This is a genomic window from Erwinia sp. MYb416, from assembly GCF_037479575.1.
Classification (GTDB): Bacteria; Pseudomonadota; Gammaproteobacteria; order Enterobacterales; family Enterobacteriaceae; genus Erwinia; species Erwinia rhapontici.
This window is the reverse complement of sequence record NZ_JBBGYT010000443.1, coordinates 155,870-172,691: the sequence shown is the minus strand read 5'-3', so window position 1 is coordinate 172,691 and position 16,822 is coordinate 155,870. Positions and strand designations below refer to the sequence as shown.

Annotated in this window: 15 protein-coding genes; 8 read left to right on the top strand and 7 right to left on the bottom strand. The window is 55.1% G+C overall.

Annotated features, from left to right (window positions below):
- Nucleotides 1-117: 117 nt before the first annotated feature.
- The 4 genes from pnp to WH277_RS28090 all read left to right on the top strand — a co-directional run bounded on the left by pnp (nucleotide 118) and on the right by WH277_RS28090 (nucleotide 5,376).
- Nucleotides 118-2,253, top strand: coding sequence for a polyribonucleotide nucleotidyltransferase (gene pnp / locus WH277_RS28100; protein WP_133844032.1), 2,136 nt, complete (start codon nucleotides 118-120; stop codon nucleotides 2,251-2,253).
- 129 nt (nucleotides 2,254-2,382) lie between these two features.
- On the top strand, nucleotides 2,383-3,267 hold the full coding sequence (gene nlpI / locus WH277_RS28095; protein WP_133844030.1) for a lipoprotein NlpI: 885 nt from the start codon (nucleotides 2,383-2,385) through the stop codon (nucleotides 3,265-3,267).
- Nucleotides 3,268-3,368: 101 nt separating this feature from the next.
- On the top strand, nucleotides 3,369-3,428 hold the full coding sequence (gene yrbN, locus WH277_RS28825; protein WP_445235344.1) for a protein YrbN: 60 nt from the start codon (nucleotides 3,369-3,371) through the stop codon (nucleotides 3,426-3,428).
- A 16-nt stretch (nucleotides 3,429-3,444) separates the two neighbouring features.
- A complete protein-coding gene (locus WH277_RS28090; protein ID WP_133844028.1) occupies nucleotides 3,445-5,376 on the top strand; it encodes a DEAD/DEAH family ATP-dependent RNA helicase in 1,932 nt (643 codons plus the stop codon).
- 109 nt (nucleotides 5,377-5,485) lie between these two features.
- Here the strand turns inward: WH277_RS28090 and WH277_RS28085 are convergent, their stop codons facing one another.
- The 3 genes from WH277_RS28085 to ubiU all read right to left on the bottom strand — a co-directional run bounded on the left by WH277_RS28085 (nucleotide 5,486) and on the right by ubiU (nucleotide 8,578).
- Nucleotides 5,486-6,493, bottom strand: a complete 1,008-nt coding sequence (locus tag WH277_RS28085) for a luciferase-like monooxygenase (protein WP_133844026.1) — start codon at nucleotides 6,491-6,493, stop codon at nucleotides 5,486-5,488.
- Nucleotides 6,494-6,695: 202 nt separating this feature from the next.
- Nucleotides 6,696-7,574, bottom strand: a complete 879-nt coding sequence (locus WH277_RS28080; RefSeq protein WP_133844024.1) for a U32 family peptidase — start codon at nucleotides 7,572-7,574, stop codon at nucleotides 6,696-6,698.
- An 8-nt stretch (nucleotides 7,575-7,582) separates the two neighbouring features.
- A complete protein-coding gene (gene ubiU / locus WH277_RS28075; protein WP_133844022.1) occupies nucleotides 7,583-8,578 on the bottom strand; it encodes a ubiquinone anaerobic biosynthesis protein UbiU in 996 nt (331 codons plus the stop codon).
- 208 nt (nucleotides 8,579-8,786) lie between these two features.
- Here ubiU and ubiT point away from each other — a divergent pair, with 208 nt between their 5' ends.
- Together ubiT and WH277_RS28065 are read left to right on the top strand one after the other, a co-directional pair.
- Entirely contained in the window at nucleotides 8,787-9,311 is a 525-nt protein-coding gene (gene ubiT, locus WH277_RS28070) for a ubiquinone anaerobic biosynthesis accessory factor UbiT (RefSeq protein WP_133844242.1), read from the top strand.
- Nucleotides 9,305-9,808 carry a GNAT family N-acetyltransferase gene (locus WH277_RS28065; protein ID WP_159337321.1) on the top strand — a complete coding sequence of 168 codons (504 nt, stop codon included), beginning with the start codon at nucleotides 9,305-9,307 and terminating at the stop codon, nucleotides 9,806-9,808. Before ubiT ends, WH277_RS28065 begins: the two co-directional genes overlap by 7 nt.
- Here WH277_RS28065 and WH277_RS28060 read toward each other — a convergent pair.
- Entirely contained in the window at nucleotides 9,795-10,100 is a 306-nt protein-coding gene (locus WH277_RS28060; RefSeq protein ID WP_133844018.1) for a GIY-YIG nuclease family protein, read from the bottom strand. The two genes, WH277_RS28065 and WH277_RS28060, sit on opposite strands and share 14 nt — an antisense overlap.
- Nucleotides 10,101-10,203: 103 nt before the next feature.
- Entirely contained in the window at nucleotides 10,204-10,725 is a 522-nt protein-coding gene (locus WH277_RS28055; RefSeq protein WP_159337322.1) for a type 1 glutamine amidotransferase domain-containing protein, read from the bottom strand.
- 212 nt (nucleotides 10,726-10,937) lie between these two features.
- On the opposite strand from WH277_RS28055, the gene WH277_RS28050 reads away from it, so the two are divergent.
- Nucleotides 10,938-11,336 carry a DUF350 domain-containing protein gene (locus WH277_RS28050; RefSeq protein ID WP_133844014.1) on the top strand — a complete coding sequence of 133 codons (399 nt, stop codon included), beginning with the start codon at nucleotides 10,938-10,940 and terminating at the stop codon, nucleotides 11,334-11,336.
- A gap of 2 nt (nucleotides 11,337-11,338) precedes the next feature.
- Here WH277_RS28050 and nrdG read toward each other — a convergent pair whose 3' ends face one another.
- A complete protein-coding gene (gene nrdG, locus WH277_RS28045) occupies nucleotides 11,339-11,803 on the bottom strand; it encodes an anaerobic ribonucleoside-triphosphate reductase-activating protein (RefSeq protein ID WP_133844012.1) in 465 nt (154 codons plus the stop codon).
- Nucleotides 11,800-13,938: an anaerobic ribonucleoside-triphosphate reductase gene (gene nrdD / locus WH277_RS28040; protein ID WP_339507482.1), complete on the bottom strand. Its 2,139-nt coding sequence runs from the start codon at nucleotides 13,936-13,938 to the stop codon at nucleotides 11,800-11,802. The genes nrdG and nrdD overlap by 4 nt, the downstream gene beginning before the upstream one ends.
- Nucleotides 13,939-14,235: 297 nt before the next feature.
- Between nrdD and WH277_RS28035 the strand changes: the two genes are divergently transcribed.
- Nucleotides 14,236-16,788 (top strand): DEAD/DEAH box helicase, encoded by a 2,553-nt coding sequence (locus WH277_RS28035; protein ID WP_339507481.1) that lies wholly within the window; start codon nucleotides 14,236-14,238, stop codon nucleotides 16,786-16,788.
- Nucleotides 16,789-16,822 lie beyond the last annotated feature (34 nt).

Sequence of the window (16,822 nt, the reverse complement as noted above, 5' to 3'; positions counted from 1 at the left end):
AGAGGCTTTATCCCATCTGGGATCAGGGTTGTCATTAGTCGCGAGGATGCAAGAATGAAGATTAGAAATCCACGGTCGGTATAAAAAACTACCGGCCCTGAAGTTAAGGAACTAATTTTGCTGAATCCGATCGTCAAAAAATTCCAGTATGGTCAGCACACCGTCACACTTGAGACCGGTATGATGGCCCGCCAGGCAACGGCAGCCGTAATGGTAAGCATGGACGACACCGCAGTGTTCGTCACCGTTGTAGGCCGCAAAACGCCTAAGCCAGGTCAGGACTTCTTCCCACTGACTGTTAACTACCAGGAGCGTACTTATGCTGCTGGTCGTATCCCGGGCAGCTTCTTCCGTCGCGAAGGCCGTCCAAGCGAAGGCGAAACACTGACCTCTCGTCTGATTGACCGTCCGCTTCGCCCACTGTTCCCGGAAGGCTTCGTAAACGAAGTGCAGGTTATCGCGACCGTTGTTTCTGTTAACCCACAGGTTAACCCGGACATCGTTGCGCTTATCGGTGCTTCTGCTGCTCTGGCGCTGTCTGGCCTGCCATTCAACGGTCCAATCGGTGCGGCACGCGTCGGTTACCTGAATGATCAGTACGTACTGAACCCAACCACCGACGAACTCAAAGAGAGCAAGCTGGACCTGGTGGTTGCCGGTACGAAAGGCGCAGTGCTGATGGTTGAGTCTGAAGCTGAGCTGTTAAGTGAAGATCAGATGCTGGGTGCGGTGGTGTTTGGCCACGACCAGCAGCAGATCGTTATCGACACCATCAACGAACTGGTCGCTGAAGCAGGCAAACCACGTTGGGACTGGACGCCAGAAGCTGTCAACGAAGCGTTACACGCGCGTATTGCTGCACTGGCTGAAGCTCGTTTGAGCGATGCGTACCGCATCACTGAAAAACAGGAACGTTACAACCAGGTTGGCGTGATCAAATCTGAGACCACAGCAGCACTGCTGGCGGAAGAAGAGACCCTGGACGCTGGCGAAATCAGCGACATCCTGCACACGCTGGAGAAGAACGTTGTGCGTAGCCGCATTCTGCGCGGTGAGCCACGTATCGATGGCCGTGAAAAAGACATGATCCGTGGTCTGGATGTGCGTACCGGCGTTCTGCCACGTACTCATGGTTCAGCACTGTTCACCCGTGGTGAGACTCAGGCACTGGTTACCGCAACGCTGGGTACTGCCCGTGATGCGCAGAACCTTGACGAACTGATGGGCGAGCGTACTGACAACTTCCTGTTCCACTACAACTTCCCTCCGTACTCTGTCGGTGAAACCGGTATGGTCGGTTCGCCTAAGCGTCGTGAAATTGGTCACGGTCGTCTGGCGAAACGCGGTGTGCTGGCAGTGATGCCAAAAGGCGATGCGTTCCCGTACACCGTACGCGTTGTGTCTGAAATCACCGAATCTAACGGCTCGTCTTCAATGGCGTCCGTGTGTGGTGCTTCTCTGGCACTGATGGATGCTGGTGTACCCATCAAAGCGGCCGTAGCCGGTATCGCGATGGGTCTGGTAAAAGACAACGACAACTTTGTTGTTCTGTCTGACATTCTGGGCGACGAAGATCACCTGGGCGACATGGACTTCAAAGTAGCCGGTAGCCGTGAAGGTATCACCGCGCTGCAGATGGACATTAAAATTGAAGGTATCACCCGCGAAATCATGCAGGAAGCACTGAACCAGGCTAAGGGTGCGCGTCTGCATATCCTGAGCGTGATGGAACAGGCTATCAGCACTCCGCGTGGCGATATCTCTCAGTTTGCACCACGTATTCACACCATCAAGATCAGCGTTGATAAGATTAAAGACGTGATCGGTAAAGGTGGTTCTGTTATCCGTGCGCTGACCGAAGAAACTGGCACCACCATTGAAATCGAAGATGATGGTACCGTTAAAATCGCAGCGACCGACGGTGAGAAAGCGAAATTTGCTATCCGTCGTATCGAAGAAATCACCGCAGAAATCGAAGTGGGCCGTATCTACAACGGTAAAGTGACCCGCATCGTTGATTTCGGTGCCTTCGTCGCTATCGGTGGTGGTAAAGAAGGTCTGGTTCACATTTCTCAGATCGCTGATAAGCGTGTAGAGAAAGTGACTGACTACCTGCAGATGGGCCAGGAAGTGCCAGTGAAAGTACTGGAAGTTGACCGTCAGGGTCGCGTACGCCTGAGCATCAAAGAAGCCAGCGAACAGGCACAGCCTGAAGCTGAAGCTCCTGCAGCACCAGCACCTGAAGCAGAATAAAAGCATTACCATTGAGTCCTCTGCATCTTCGGATGCGGAGGATTGTTATAACGCGAGGGCGGGATGGCCTTGTGAACGGCAGGCGGATGACAGGATGCTCGTCCCTATGTTTGTTTTCGGGAGTGGTAAATGAAGCCATTTTTGCGCTGGTGTATTGTTGCGACAGCTTTGACGCTGGCAGGATGCAGCAACACCGATTGGCGTAAGAACGAAGTTTTGGCAGTTCCATTGCAGCCTACGCTGCAACAGGAAGTCATTCTCGCTCGTATGGAACAAATACTTGCCAGTCGGTCATTGACCGATGATGAACGCGCACAGCTGTTATATGAGCGCGGAGTGTTGTATGATAGTCTCGGTCTGAGAGCACTGGCGCGAAATGATTTTTCACAAGCGCTGTCTATCCGACCAGATATGCCCGAAGTATTCAATTACTTAGGCATATATTTAACGCAGGCAGGCAATTTTGATGCTGCCTATGAAGCGTTCGATTCTGTACTTGAGCTTGATCCAACTTACAATTATGCGCGTTTAAATCGAGGTATCGCTCTCTATTACGGCGGAAGATTTAAACTGGCGCAAGATGATCTGCTGGCGTTTTATCAAGACGATCCTAACGATCCCTTCCGTAGCCTGTGGCTGTATCTTACTGAACGTGAGATCAACGCAGACCAGGCAAAAGTTTCGCTCAAGCAGCGTTACGAAAAAGCGGTGAAGGAACAATGGGGATGGAATATTGTCGAGTTCTACCTGGGCGATATCAGCGAAAAAACGCTGACTGAACGGCTCCAGGCGGACGCAACGGATAACACCTCGCTCGCTGAACATCTCAGTGAAACCAACTTCTATTTAGGTAAGTACTACCTAAGTCTGGGGGAGAAGGACAACGCTCAAGCGTTGTTCAAGCTGACGGTCGCCAACAACGTTCACAACTTTGTTGAGCATCGATATGCATTGTTGGAGCTGGCGCTACTCGGCCAGACACAAGACGATTTATCAGAATCTGACCAGCAATAGCTGACGAACTTTTATTGCCCGAATTTTCGAAAAGTCATCATCTTAGCGGATGAGGGCCTTTTTGTTCGTCGAAACCACTAATTTGAGCCGGTTCACACTTTTTGATTAAAATGACTGAAAATTTTCACGACGAGTTATGTAGACTGGCCGCCGCAATCTAAGAGGCACGTGTACTACATGACTGATATCCAAACTACTTTTGCTGACCTTGGCCTGAACGCCGACCTCCTCGAATCACTGACCGGCATGGGCTACGTTAAGCCATCTCCAATCCAGCTTGAGTGTATTCCTCATCTGCTGGCTGGCCGTGATGTTCTGGGTATGGCACAGACCGGCAGTGGCAAAACTGCAGCATTCTCGCTGCCTTTATTACACAACATTGACCCTACCGTTAAAGCGCCACAGATTCTGGTGCTGGCACCGACCCGCGAACTGGCGGTTCAGGTTGCTGAAGCGATGACCGAATTCGCCAAACACATGCGCGGTCTGAACGTGGTGGCCCTTTACGGCGGCCAGCGTTACGACGTGCAGCTGCGTGCTCTGCGTCAGGGACCACAGGTTGTTGTGGGTACACCTGGCCGTTTGCTTGACCACCTGAAACGCGGCACGTTAGACCTGTCTAACCTGCGCGGTCTGGTGCTGGACGAAGCCGATGAAATGCTGCGTATGGGCTTCATCGAAGACGTTGAAACTATCATGGCTCAGATCCCAGACAATCATCAGACTGCTCTGTTCTCTGCTACCATGCCAGAAGCGATTCGCCGCATTACCAAACGCTTCATGAAAGATCCGCAGGAAGTGCGTATCCAGTCAAGCATGACGACACGTCCTGATATCAGCCAGAGCTACTGGACTGCCTATGGCCGTAAAACTGATGCACTGACTCGTTTCCTGGAATCTGAAGACTTTGATGCTGCAATCATCTTCGTGCGTACCAAAAGCGCTACGCTGGAAGTGGCTGAAGCGCTGGAGCGTAGCGGTTACAACAGTGCTGCACTGAATGGTGACATGAACCAGGCACTGCGTGAGCAGACGCTGGAGCGTCTGAAAGATGGTCGTCTGGACATCCTGATCGCGACTGACGTTGCTGCCCGTGGTCTGGACGTTGAGCGTATCAGCCTGGTTGTTAACTATGACATCCCGATGGACGCAGAATCTTACGTTCACCGTATCGGCCGTACCGGTCGTGCGGGTCGTGCTGGCCGTGCTCTGCTGTTCGTTGAGAACCGTGAGCGTCGCCTGCTGCGTAACATCGAACGCACCATGAAGCTGACTATTCCAGAAGTAGAACTGCCAAATGCAGAACTGCTGGGTGAGCGTCGTCTGGCTAAGTTTGCTGCTAAAGTTCAGCAGCAGCTGGAAAGCAGCGATCTGGAGCAGTACCGTGCTCTGCTGGCTAAAATGCAGCCAGAAGAAGAGCTGGATATCGAAACACTGGCCGCCGCACTGCTGAAAATGGCTCAGGGCGAACGTCCACTGATCGTTCCAGCTGATGCACCACAGCGTCCACGCAGCCAGTTCCGTGACCGTGATGACAGCCGTGACAATCGCCGTGGTGACCGTCCGGACCGTGGTCCACGTGAACCACGCGAAGCACGCAGTGGTGAAGCACGTGGTGATGCGCCGCGTCGTGAACGTCGTGATGTTGGCGATATGGAAGTGTACCGCATTGAAGTGGGCCGTGATGATGGTGTTGAAGTTCGTCACATCGTTGGCGCTATCGCTAACGAAGGCGATATCAGCAGCCGTTACATCGGTAACATCAAGCTGTTCGGTACTCACTCTACTATCGAACTGCCAAAAGGCATGCCGGGCGAAGTTCTGTCACACTTCACTCGTACGCGTATTCTGAACAAACCCATGAATATGCAGCTGATTGGTGATGCACAGCCACGCAGCAATGACCGTGGCGGCGAACGTCGTCCAGGCGGCCCTGCACGTGGTGGCTTCGGCTCTGGCGCAGGTCGTGAAGGCGGCGCTCCACGCGGTGGTGCTGAAGGCGGTCGTCGTTTCAGCAATGACCGTGGCGGCGAACGTCGTCCAGGTGGCACCAGCCGTGGTCCACGCACTGAAGGCGGCGCAGCACCTACCCGTCGTCGTGATGCGTAATCACTGATGCCCAATAAAAAACCAGCCTTCGGGCTGGTTTTTTTATATCTGCGATTTGTGCCATCCATCTCTGATCATGTAGTGGCGAGGCACGCCTCGCCCTCAGAATCTACAAGGCGTTACGTGCCTGCATCGCCAGCTCGAAGGAGTAGAGGCGAGCCTGGGGATCAAAGATCTGGCCGTTAACCATCACCTCATCCGCCTGCGTTTCGCGCATCAATGCGGCCAGCCCCTGACGCACCTTCTCTTTATCGCCGACCACCGACATATTCAGCGCCTGCTGCACGCCGTACTGCTCGGACGGTGACCACAAATTATCCATATTTTCCACCGGTGCTGGCAGTGGGCCTGGCTTGCCACGGCGCAGGTTAATAAACTGCTGTTGCATGGAGGTAAACAGGAAGCGCGCATCACGTTCGCTGTCGGCGGCGACAACGTTAACGCACACCATCGCGTACGGCTTCTCCAGCCGCGCTGACGGCTTAAAGTTGTCACGGTACAGATCCAGCGCCTGTAACAGCATTTCCGGGGCAAAATGGGAGGCGAAAGCGAACGGCAAGCCCATCTGTGCTGCCAGTTGAGCACTGTAAAGGCTGGATCCGAGCAGCCAGACGGGAATTTTCAGCCCGGTTCCCGGAACGGGCTGGACAATCGGCATCTCGTCACCGGAATGATCAAACCAGCGGATCAACTCCGCTACGTCGGCGGGGAAGTTATCGACATGACCCGCCATATGGCGGCGCAGTGCCAGCATTGTACGCTGGTCAGAACCCGGCGCACGCCCCAGACCAAGATCGATACGGCCAGGATAAAGTGACTCCAGCGTACCAAACTGTTCTGCAATCACCAGCGGTGCATGATTTGGCAGCATGACACCACCAGAGCCTAAACGCAGCGTCTGCGTATTTGCCGCCAGATAACCTATCAGCACCGACGTCGCTGCACTGGCGATCCCGGTCATATTATGGTGTTCGGCCAGCCAGTAACGATGAAAGCCAAGTTTTTCTGACTGCTGTGCCAGAGAGAGTGATGAATGAAAAGCATCGCGTGCGGATGCCCCCTGTGGGATAGGGGCAAGATCCAGTACGGAAAGAGGAACATTTTTTTTATCAGGCATAGTTGCTCACTTTGTCTAACGGCCGACACTGCGCCATGTGCAAAAACGACAGGCTACGGGATCTGTTGTCCCTGTTATTGTCCGTTTGCAGCACTCAAGAAATAAAGTGCGCACAGAACAGACGAAACAATAGTGCCTGCGGATAGTTAGGCTGCTAGCCAATCAAAGTATTATCCATCATCTGCCAGAATGAAACAGCTATTTAGCTGACCAGCTCAAGCCCTGCAACGCGGCGCCAGTAGCCATTACACTCATTGCTGCGTGCCATCATCAGTGGCTGATGGCCTGTTTCGTTTGCGCGGAACCGATCCACCATCGACAACGTTTCTGCATCCTGCGGCGAAAGACGCACAATGTCGACCAGCCCCTGCATTGAGATCAGGTCATTGCCGAGGTTATAGCAATTGCCGCTCATGGTCTGGATCCCGTTCAGGACGAACACCTGCTGGTCTTCCTGAGTGCGAACACGTCGCCCCTGCGGGTAGTCAATGCAGCAGGTCTGGCATTCATCTTTGCTGCGATTTTCAGAGCGGGCAGTAAAGCAGCGGGCAGAGTACGCCAGCGGCAGATAACCGTAACTCAACACCTCGACCTCAAACTGCTGGCGAATGCCCAGCTCATCACACTGCTTCAGTAATTGCACCAGCCAGTCGCGCGACAGTTCCACCGGCATACACCAGCGGGTCATACCCATTTTCAGCAGCAGTTGCAGCGTAACGGCGTTATACACATTTAGCGCAGGTCCGGCGACAAAAGGCACGCCCGCTTCATTTGCCAGCGTCACCGCACCCACATCATTAGCTTCAATGAGAAACTCGCCGTTATCGACATAGCGCTTCAGTTCCGTCAGTTCAGAAGGGGATTGCACCAGTGCCAGAGTGCTCAGAACGACCTGTTTACCGGCGGAGGCCAGCGACTTCGCCATACTCAACCAGTCAGCGGTTTTCGTTGCACGGCGTTTGCTGCAAACAGATTCGCCGAGGTAGATGACGTCAGCCTGACTGCTGGCGGCAGCCTGATAAAAGGCATTCAGCGTTTCTTTTGGCCAGTACCACAGTACCGGACCCAGTGAGTATTTCATGATATCTCCTACTGCCACTGGCGGTGATAAGCACCGAGCGTTGTCTGAGTGCCTTCACTCAGCGCACTCAGCGCCGCCATCCATTGCGGCTGTGCGGTGAAATTTTGCGGGTCAGCTTTACAGCGATCGATGGCCTGGCGCCAGATACGCGCCACCTGTTCAACATAGGCCGGGCTACGCTGACGTCCCTCAATTTTGACGGAGACAATATTGGCTGCCATCAGCTCAGGTAAGAGTGCCAGCGTGTTCAGGCTGGTGGGTTCTTCCAGCGCATGATAGCGCGCCTCATCTACCTTATAGCGACCCTTGCACAGCGTGGGGTAACCGGCATTTTCTCCGTTGTCATAACGATCAATCAGCACTTCGTTCAGACGGGATTCCAGGCCTGCCTGGGTTTGCTGCCAGCGAACGAAGCGCGCGGGGGAACAGGCACCGACGGTATTGGGCGACTCGCCGGTCAGGTAAGACGAAAGATAACAACGTCCTTCCGCCATAATGCACAAGCTACCAAACGCGAACACCTCGAGTGGAACGGTAGTGTCACGCGCCAGTTGGCGCACCTGGTGCATCGATAGCACTCGTGGCAATACCACGCGTGCAACATCAAAGTTACGCTGATAAAAGCGTACGGCAGCGGCATTTGTGGCAGACGCCTGTACCGAAACATGGCGTTCAATATGAGGATATTTATCTGCGGCATACGCCAGCATGGCAATATCTGCCAGGATTAAGGCATCAGCACCCGCATCTGCGGCCATATCCACCGCACGCTGCCAGCGTTGGTAGCCATCGGGATGGGCAAAGGTGTTAATGGCCACATGGAGTTTACGTTTACGCTGATGCACGTAGTTTGCGGCTTCCTGCAGGCGTTTATCGGTGAAATTCAATCCCGCAAAATGGCGGGCATTGGTCTCATCTTTCAGGCCGATATACACCGCGTCGGCACCATTTTCGATGGCGGCCTTCAGTGCCGGAAGATTTCCGGCCGGGCAGAGAAGTTCCATAAGAAGCGATCCAACTAATCAGAAGAGTTGAAGAGTTTAGTGAGGAAGGCCGAGACAAATTTTGATTTAAGGCAGCTAATGGCGTATTGATGGTGTTCGTGTACCCTGATAAAACTCATAGAGTTCGCACACTTTGTTGATCCAGCCGTCAGACGCTTTTTGCTGCTGTGGCAAAATAGCTGAAATTTATTCGTAAGGAGTGATAATGGTGTTGAACCCGCTACGCAGCCACTGTGTCCGTCACGGGCCGCAATTACTGCGTTTCCCACTGCGGTTTACCCCGTTTGCAGTGAAGAAGCCGCTATTACAGGCACTGTTACGCTGGCAGTTTCAGCAGGCGCTGGCGGAAGGCGAGCTGGACTTCCTTGAAGGGCGCTGGCTGGGGATTGAGGTCAAGGACCTTGAACTCCGTTGGTCAGTCACGCTGGAACAGGGGCAGCTTCGGGTCGCTGAACGTGAGGAGGCTGATGTCTGGTTTCGCGGCAATGCCAATGACCTGGCGCTGATCGCTGCCCGCAGGCAGGATCCGGACACTCTGTTTTTCCAGCGCCGTTTACTGATTGAAGGTGATACGGAACTGGGCCTGGAAGTCAAAAATATGATGGATGCGATAGATCTGGACGCCATGCCAGCGCCGCTACGCATCGGGCTTATGCAACTGGCTGATTTTATTGAGGCCGGAATGAAAGAGGACGCGATTCCCCCGGCGGATCGCGCAGGTGCCACATGTTAATTCGTTCAGAAATTGGCATCGATGCGGCGAGCATCGACAGCCTGCTGCGCCGTAGCTTCCCAACCTCTGCGGAAGCGGAACTGGTGCAGCAACTGCGGGAAGATGGGCTATTAACCCTCGGTGTCGTTGCAACAGATGACGATGGCCAGGTGCTGGGCTATGCGGCCTTCAGCCCGGTCACGCTCAACGATGAAGATCGGCAGTGGGTAGGATTAGCGCCGCTGGCGGTTGATGAAAGCGTTCGCAGGCAGGGCGTGGGTAAACAGTTGATTTACGAAGGGCTGGATACGTTGAATGAGTTTGGCTATGCCGCCGTTGTGGTGTTGGGCGATCCCGCTTTCTACGGTCCTTATGGCTTTGAACCGGCTGCACGCCACCAGCTGCACTGCCGCTGGGAAGGCACTGAAGCGGCGTTTCAGGTGTACAAGCTGGCGGATGACGCCTTTGATGGCGTTGAAGGCCGCATCGAGTTCTCCGCGCCCTTTAATCGCTTCTGAGCGCAGCAAGCCATTGAACAAGTGATACAGGCTGGTGTTCTACCAGCCTGATCTTCTGTGGTTTTTTCAGTTGCTTAACCTGATATTCCAGCTTCGACGCCAGCGAACGATCCCCTGCCTCACAGTGAAATACCAACACCAGCGGTCCTTTACCGCGCAATGCTTTTGCGCCTTTACCACTCTGGTGCTGGGCAAAACGCCTGGCCACGTCATTGGTGATGCCGGTGTACAGCATTCCTTTAGCGGTTCGCAGAATATACAGTCGCCAGTCCCCGGGTGCAGCCGCGCTCATAGGGTTTCTCAGATAAAAAACAGTACGGCTACTTTAGCGTATATGTTGGCAGAGAGGGAGAGGCAGGGGGGCAGCAAGGGCCAGCCGGAGCTGGCCCGAAGCATCATGCGGCGTTAAGAATACGCAGCGATTCGCGGTTAAAAGCGGGGAGATCGTCCGGCGTGCGGCTGGTGACCAGCCTGTCGTTATCGACCACGACCTCTTCATCGTAGAAATCAGCACCGGCATTTTTCAAATCAATCACCACCGGTTTCACCGTGGTCATTTTGCGACCGCGTACGGCATTGGCACTGATCAGCAGCTGTTGCCCGTGACAGATAGCGAAGACAGGTTTGCCCAGTGCAACAAAGGCTTTGGTGAAGGCGACAAAACGGTCATCGCCGCGCAGCGTGTCCGGGGAGTGGCCGCCGGGCAGCAGTAGCGCATCAAACTCGGCCGGATGGACATCATCGATATTTTTATCGACCTTCAGGCTGGCTTTACCCTGCTTACCAGTAATAGTTTTACCCGCTTCACTGTCAATGGTAATGACCTGGTGGCCGGCTTTTTTATACGCCTCTGCGGGAGAAGTAAATTCTGAGTCTTCAAATTCATCGGTAATCAGCACCGCAATTTTCTTGCTCATATTTCCTCCTGTGAGTTTCATTTAAATGCGCAGTAAGTGTGGTTCACTGGTGCTGAAAAGCAAATTCAGGGGCACAGCGAGGGGCACAGGTGGATGATTTTAGAAGGGAACATAGGGCACACAAAGGTAAAGAAGACGCAGGTCGCTGGTGTTTATGTATACCGCACCCTATGATAATTCCCCATTAAGCTCCCACTTTTCAGGACGATCTCATGGCCACGCTGCACTCCTTACTCGCTTTTGCTTCTTATTTTTTAACCAGCGGCGCGCTGGTACTGATCTTTCTGTTTATCTATACCCGCATTACACCGCACAACGAATGGCGTCTGATTAAAGAGAATAATCTGGCGGCGACTTCAGGGTTCATCGGGGCACTGCTGGGTTACATTATTCCGCTGGCCAGCGTGGCCATTAACTCCGTTAACCTGCTGGATTATCTGGTCTGGGGTGCAGTGGCGCTGGTTGTGCAGCTGCTGGTATTTACCGCAGTGCGCCTGTTTATGTCGGATATCAGCCGCCGCATTGAGGATAATCACCTGTCTGCGGGGCTGTTCCTCGGTGGGGTGTCTACCGGCGTGGGGATATTGAACGCCGCCTGCATGACCTACTGATCTCAACGTAAATTATGGATCACCTGGTTGCTGCTGCCGCGCCACAGCAGCGCCGGGTCTTTGAGTGCCTGAATAAACTTCCCGTCGATCAGCACATTCACGCTGGTGACCACCTGCTGCTGCTCTGTGCTCAGTTCCTCCAGGCGGTAACCTGTCCACATCCAGATATCTTTGCCAGCACACTCACGCTGCACTCGCCGCAACAGCCGTCCGACATCCGCCAGATTGGCCGGATGCAGCGGATCGCCGCCTGACAGCGACAACCCCTGGCGCGGAATACGTGTATCGTTGAGGTCGGCAATCAGCTGCTCTTCCATTTGAAGGGTGAACGGCAACCCGGAGTTCAGCCGCCAGGTGCTTTTGTTATAACAACCGGGGCATTCATGCACGCAGCCGGAGACAAACAGCGTGCAGCGCGTGCCGGGACCGTTAACGATATCCACCGGGTAGTACTGATGGATGTTCACCCCAGCTGACCGTTACCCAGGTGCTTCACCCGACGTTTAACCTCCTCCTGCTTCCCGGCGTTAAACGGACGGGCATCAGGACTGCCGAGATAGCCGCACACCCGCCGCGTCACCGAGACGCGGGTGCTGTCATGGTTACCGCATTTCGGGCAGGTAAAGCCTTTACTGGTGCACTCAAACTCGCCGGTAAAACCGCACTCATAGCACTCGTCGATAGGCGTATTGGTGCCGTAGTAAGGCACCCGGCTGTAGCTGTAATCCCAGACGTCTTCCAGCGCCTTAAGGTTGTGCTGAATGTTAGGGTATTCGCCGTAACAGATAAAACCGCCGTTCGCTAACGGTGGATAACCGGCTTCGAAGTCGATTTTATCGTACGGATTGACCTTCTTCTCCACGTCGAGGTGGAAGCTGTTGGTGTAATAGCCTTTATCGGTGACGCCCGGCACCACGCCGAACTCGGCGGCATCGAGGCGACAGAAACGGTCGCACAGGTTCTCACTGGGCGTACTGTACAGACTAAAGCCGTAGTCCGTTTCCTCTTTCCATGCCTCGACGGCGGCGCGCAGTCGGGCAACAATCTCCAGCCCTTTGGCGCGCAGTTGCGCATCATCATAAGGATGTACACTGCCGCCGCTCAGGGCATTCAGCGTTTCATGAATGCCAATATAGCCCAGAGAAATGGAGGCTCTGCCGTGACGGAAGATAGGTGCCACCGGATCATCGGCTTTCAGGCGCACTCCGCACGCACCCTCCATATAGAGGATGGGGGCCACGCGGGCCTTCACATTTTCCAGCCGGGCGATGCGTGTCATCAGGGCTTTCTTCGCCAGCAACAGACGCTGGTCGAGCAGCGTCCAGAAGCGGCTCTCATCACCCTGTGCCTCCAGCGCAATACGCGGCAGGTTAAGGCTGATCACGCCGATATTGTTACGGCCATCGTGGATCGGCTCGCCGTTCTCTTCATACACGCCCAGGAAGCTGCGGCAGCCCATAGGGGTTTTAAACGATCCTGTGACCTTGACCACCTGATCGTAATTGAGAATATCCGGATACATGCGTTTGCTGGCGCACTCCAGCGCCAGCTGTTTGATATCGTAGTTGGGCTCGCCAGCGGCCTGATTTAGCCCGGCTTTGATAGCAAAAACCAGTTTCGGGAACACCGCCGTGTTATGATTTTTCCCCAGCCCGGCAATGCGGTTCCGCAGAATCGACTGCTGGACCAGGCGCGCCGCCCAGCTGGTGCCAAGGCCAAACCCAAAGGTGACAAACGGCGTCTGGCCGTTAGCGGTATGCAGTGTATTCACTTCATATTCCAGTGACTGGAACGCGTCGTAGCACTCTTTCTCGGTGCGTGTCTGGGCATAGGCTTCGACATCCGCCACCTGCCATTGCTGCGCAGTGGCACGATGTTTCACCAGGCTGGCTTCCACAAACGGGGCCAGCACCTCATCAATGCGGTTAATGGTGGTGCCGCCGTAAATATGGCTGGCCACCTGGGCGATAATCTGTGCGGTAACGGCGGTCGCGGTGGAGATCGACTTTGGCGGTTCGATCTCGGCATTCCCCATTTTGAAGCCATGGGTCAGCATGCCGCGCAGGTCAATCAGCATACAGTTAAACATCGGGAAGAACGGCGAATAGTCGAGGTCATGATAGTGGATCTCACCGCGTTCATGCGCACTGACCACATCGCGCGGCAGCATATGCTGACGGGCATAGTGTTTAGCGACGATGCCGGCCAGCAGATCGCGCTGGGTCGGGATCACTTTGCTGTCTTTGTTGGCATTTTCATTCAGCAGTGCCGGGTTGCTCTGTTCAATCAGACCGCGAATTTCATGGTTCAACCGACCGCGCAGCTCGCGTGCTACGTCGCGATCGTGGCGGTATTCAATATAGCTGCGTGCCAGCTGCGGGTAACGGCCTGCCATCAGTTGGTTCTCAACCGCGCGTTGAACCTCTGCGATATCCACGCTCGGGCGGGCGGTGAGCTGAGCGCTAATCTGGCTGGCGGCAGTGGCGCAGTAGTCGTCATCGTCAATTTTCGCAGCCTGTGCAGCGGCACGGATTGCCGCCTCAATACGCGCTGGATCGAAGGCGACCTGACAGCCGTCCCGCTTGATTACCTGAGTTGCCACCGCTGCTCTCCTGAATGAAGAAAATCTATATGTGGGTTTGAGTGGCTATAGTAAACGCTATATATAGTGTTGCGATCAGATTTAAACGCCGTTTTATTGACCTGAGGCAAAGATCTGACAGCAGCGTAGCAAAGATAAGCGATGGTCAACGTCGGTTAAGGTTTTGTGTGGTTATACGCTATTTTTTGCCATCAAGGTGTGCTGTGGCGGTTGCATTCAACCCAAAGGAATCACTACTATTGCCGGTTGCCATAGAGCGAAATCCATTTTGCTCTGGTCTCTCAGGGATACTGTCTGATGTCGTCTGTCGCTTATAACGAAAAACAGGTCATTCGCTGGCTCGGTGCACGTACCGTGGCCCGGGCGCGCGATCTGGTCGCCAGCGTACAGAATCTGCAGTGGCAAAATAATTTGCTGACCGGCGAGGTGCCGGGACGTAAAGCGGAACCTTTCAGCGTGATCGTGCATTTCAGTCGTCCCCAGGGCAGGTTGCTGGCCAGCGGGGAGTGCAGCTGTGCTGTAAAAAATAACTGTAAGCATGTCGCGGCGCTGATGCTGGCGAACCTGCAACCCCGCCAGCCAACAGCGGCAGTGGTCCTCAAAACCATTGAGGCAGTGCCTGTCCCGGTGCTGCAACTGCAATCACGTGCCAAATTTATCAGCGGCTATGGTCACTATGGTCATCGCCAGAAGCGCCTCGATTTTGCCTCCGTCAGTTTTGACTACGCAGGCGTGAACGTTGATGCAGGAAGCCGGGCGGAGAACTTTACCGATCGAAATGGCCTGCGTTACCACGTTCAGCGCCATACGGAAGAGGAGCAGTCCTGGCTGGCGCAGATCGACACGGTCGGGCTGAATGCCATCCCCGCCGGGCATATTTATACGCCTGCTCCGTTGCCCCCGGCGATCTTCGCCCCGGCATCGCCGCCGCAGTGGCGTGATTTGATTAAAAAAGGCCTGCCGGCGCTGCGCAAACGCGGCTGGCGCATCAGCATGGATGATGATTTTACCTGGAACGTCTCTGACGTTGATGCGATTGAAGGGCGCGCAGTACAGGGCGAGGACGGCTGGTTCGATCTTGAGCTGGCGATGAAAATTGGCCGCCGACGCGTGCGCCTGGAGCCGCTGCTGGCGAAGCTGTTTGAGCGTGACCGCCGCTGGATGTCCGGCAATCTGCGTCTGATCGATGATGACGAACAAATTGAGCTGCGTGACGATAAGAATCAGCGATTGCTGTTCCGCGCGGGTCAGTTAAAGCCGCTGGTGGGCAATCTGATTGACCTGTTTGGTGCACATCAACCGCTGCGGCTGGCGGCCTGGGACATCGGGCGTCTCAGCGAGTCCGGCGATCGTAATCGCTGGATATTTGACGGTGACAACGCGGTCCATCAGCTGGCAGAGCGATTGAACGGGCACAGCGGTGTACAGGCCATTGCCCCGCCTGTTGGCTTGCAGGCCACCCTGCGCGATTATCAGCAGCAGGGCGTGAACTGGATGCAGTTCCTGCGTCAGCATCAGCTGGCGGGCATACTGGCCGATGATATGGGGCTGGGGAAAACGATTCAGACGCTGGCCCACCTGCTGCTGGAAAAAGAAGCCGGGCGCCTCGATCGTCCTGCACTGATCGTGGTGCCGACCACGCTGGTCCATAACTGGTGCTGTGAAGCACGGCGCTTTGCCCCCGATCTGCGAGTACTGGCGCTGACCGGGCCGCAGCGCAAAGACTTTTACGATCAGATGGAACAGTACGACGTGGTCATCACCACCTATTCACTGCTGTGGCGCGATCAGCCGCAGCTGGTGGCGCACTATTATCATCTGCTGATCCTCGATGAAGCGCAGTATGTGAAGAACAGCGCCTCACGCGCCGCCTCGGTAATCCGCACCCTGAAGACGCGGCATCGTCTCTGCCTGACCGGAACCCCGCTGGAAAATCACCTCGGGGAGCTGTGGTCACAGTTTGATTTCCTGCTGCCGGGCTTCCTCGGCAGCGAACGCGACTTCACCCAGAACTGGCGTATTCCGGTGGAACGCAATGGCGATAAAATCAGGCGTGAGCTGCTGGCGAAGCGCGTGCGGCCGTTTATGCTGCGCCGCCGTAAACAGGAGGTCGCCAAAGAGCTGCCGCCGAAAAATACCATTGTACGCAGCGTGCCGCTGGACGGTGCGCAACGAGAACTGTATGACCAGGTGCGCGCCGCCATGCAGGACCGCGTACAGTTAGCGATGCAGCAGCAGGGGCCGGGACGCAGCCATCTGCTGGTGCTGGATGCCCTGCTAAAACTGCGCCAAATCTGCTGCGATCCGCGTCTGATGTCCGATCCGCGCGCCGAGCGGGTGAAACACTCTGCCAAGCTGGCGCTGCTGCGCGAGATGCTGCATGACCTGCTGGCAGAAGATCGGCGCATCCTGATCTTCTCGCAGTTCACCACCATGCTGGGCATCATCGCCGAAGAGTTACAGAAAGCGCGCATTCCTTATGTCATCCTGACGGGCAGCACCCGCGATCGCACTGAGCCGGTACGGCGTTTTCAGCAGGGCGAAGTCCCGGTGTTTCTGATCAGCCTTAAAGCGGGCGGAGTTGGGCTGAACCTGACGGCGGCCGACACGGTGATCCACTACGATCCCTGGTGGAACCCGGCGGCTGAAAATCAGGCCACCGATCGCGCTTATCGCCTCGGGCAGGATAAACCGGTCTTTGTGTATAAGCTGATCGCGGCCGATACCATTGAAGAGAAGATCGTCGCGATGCAGCAGCAAAAAGCCGAGCTGGCCGGAGAGATCCTCGACGACGAGCTGAGTGAACCCTCCAGTTTCAGTCAGGACGATCTGGCGGCACTGTTCTCCTGACATCACCGCCCGGATAGCATCAAAACGTTAACGG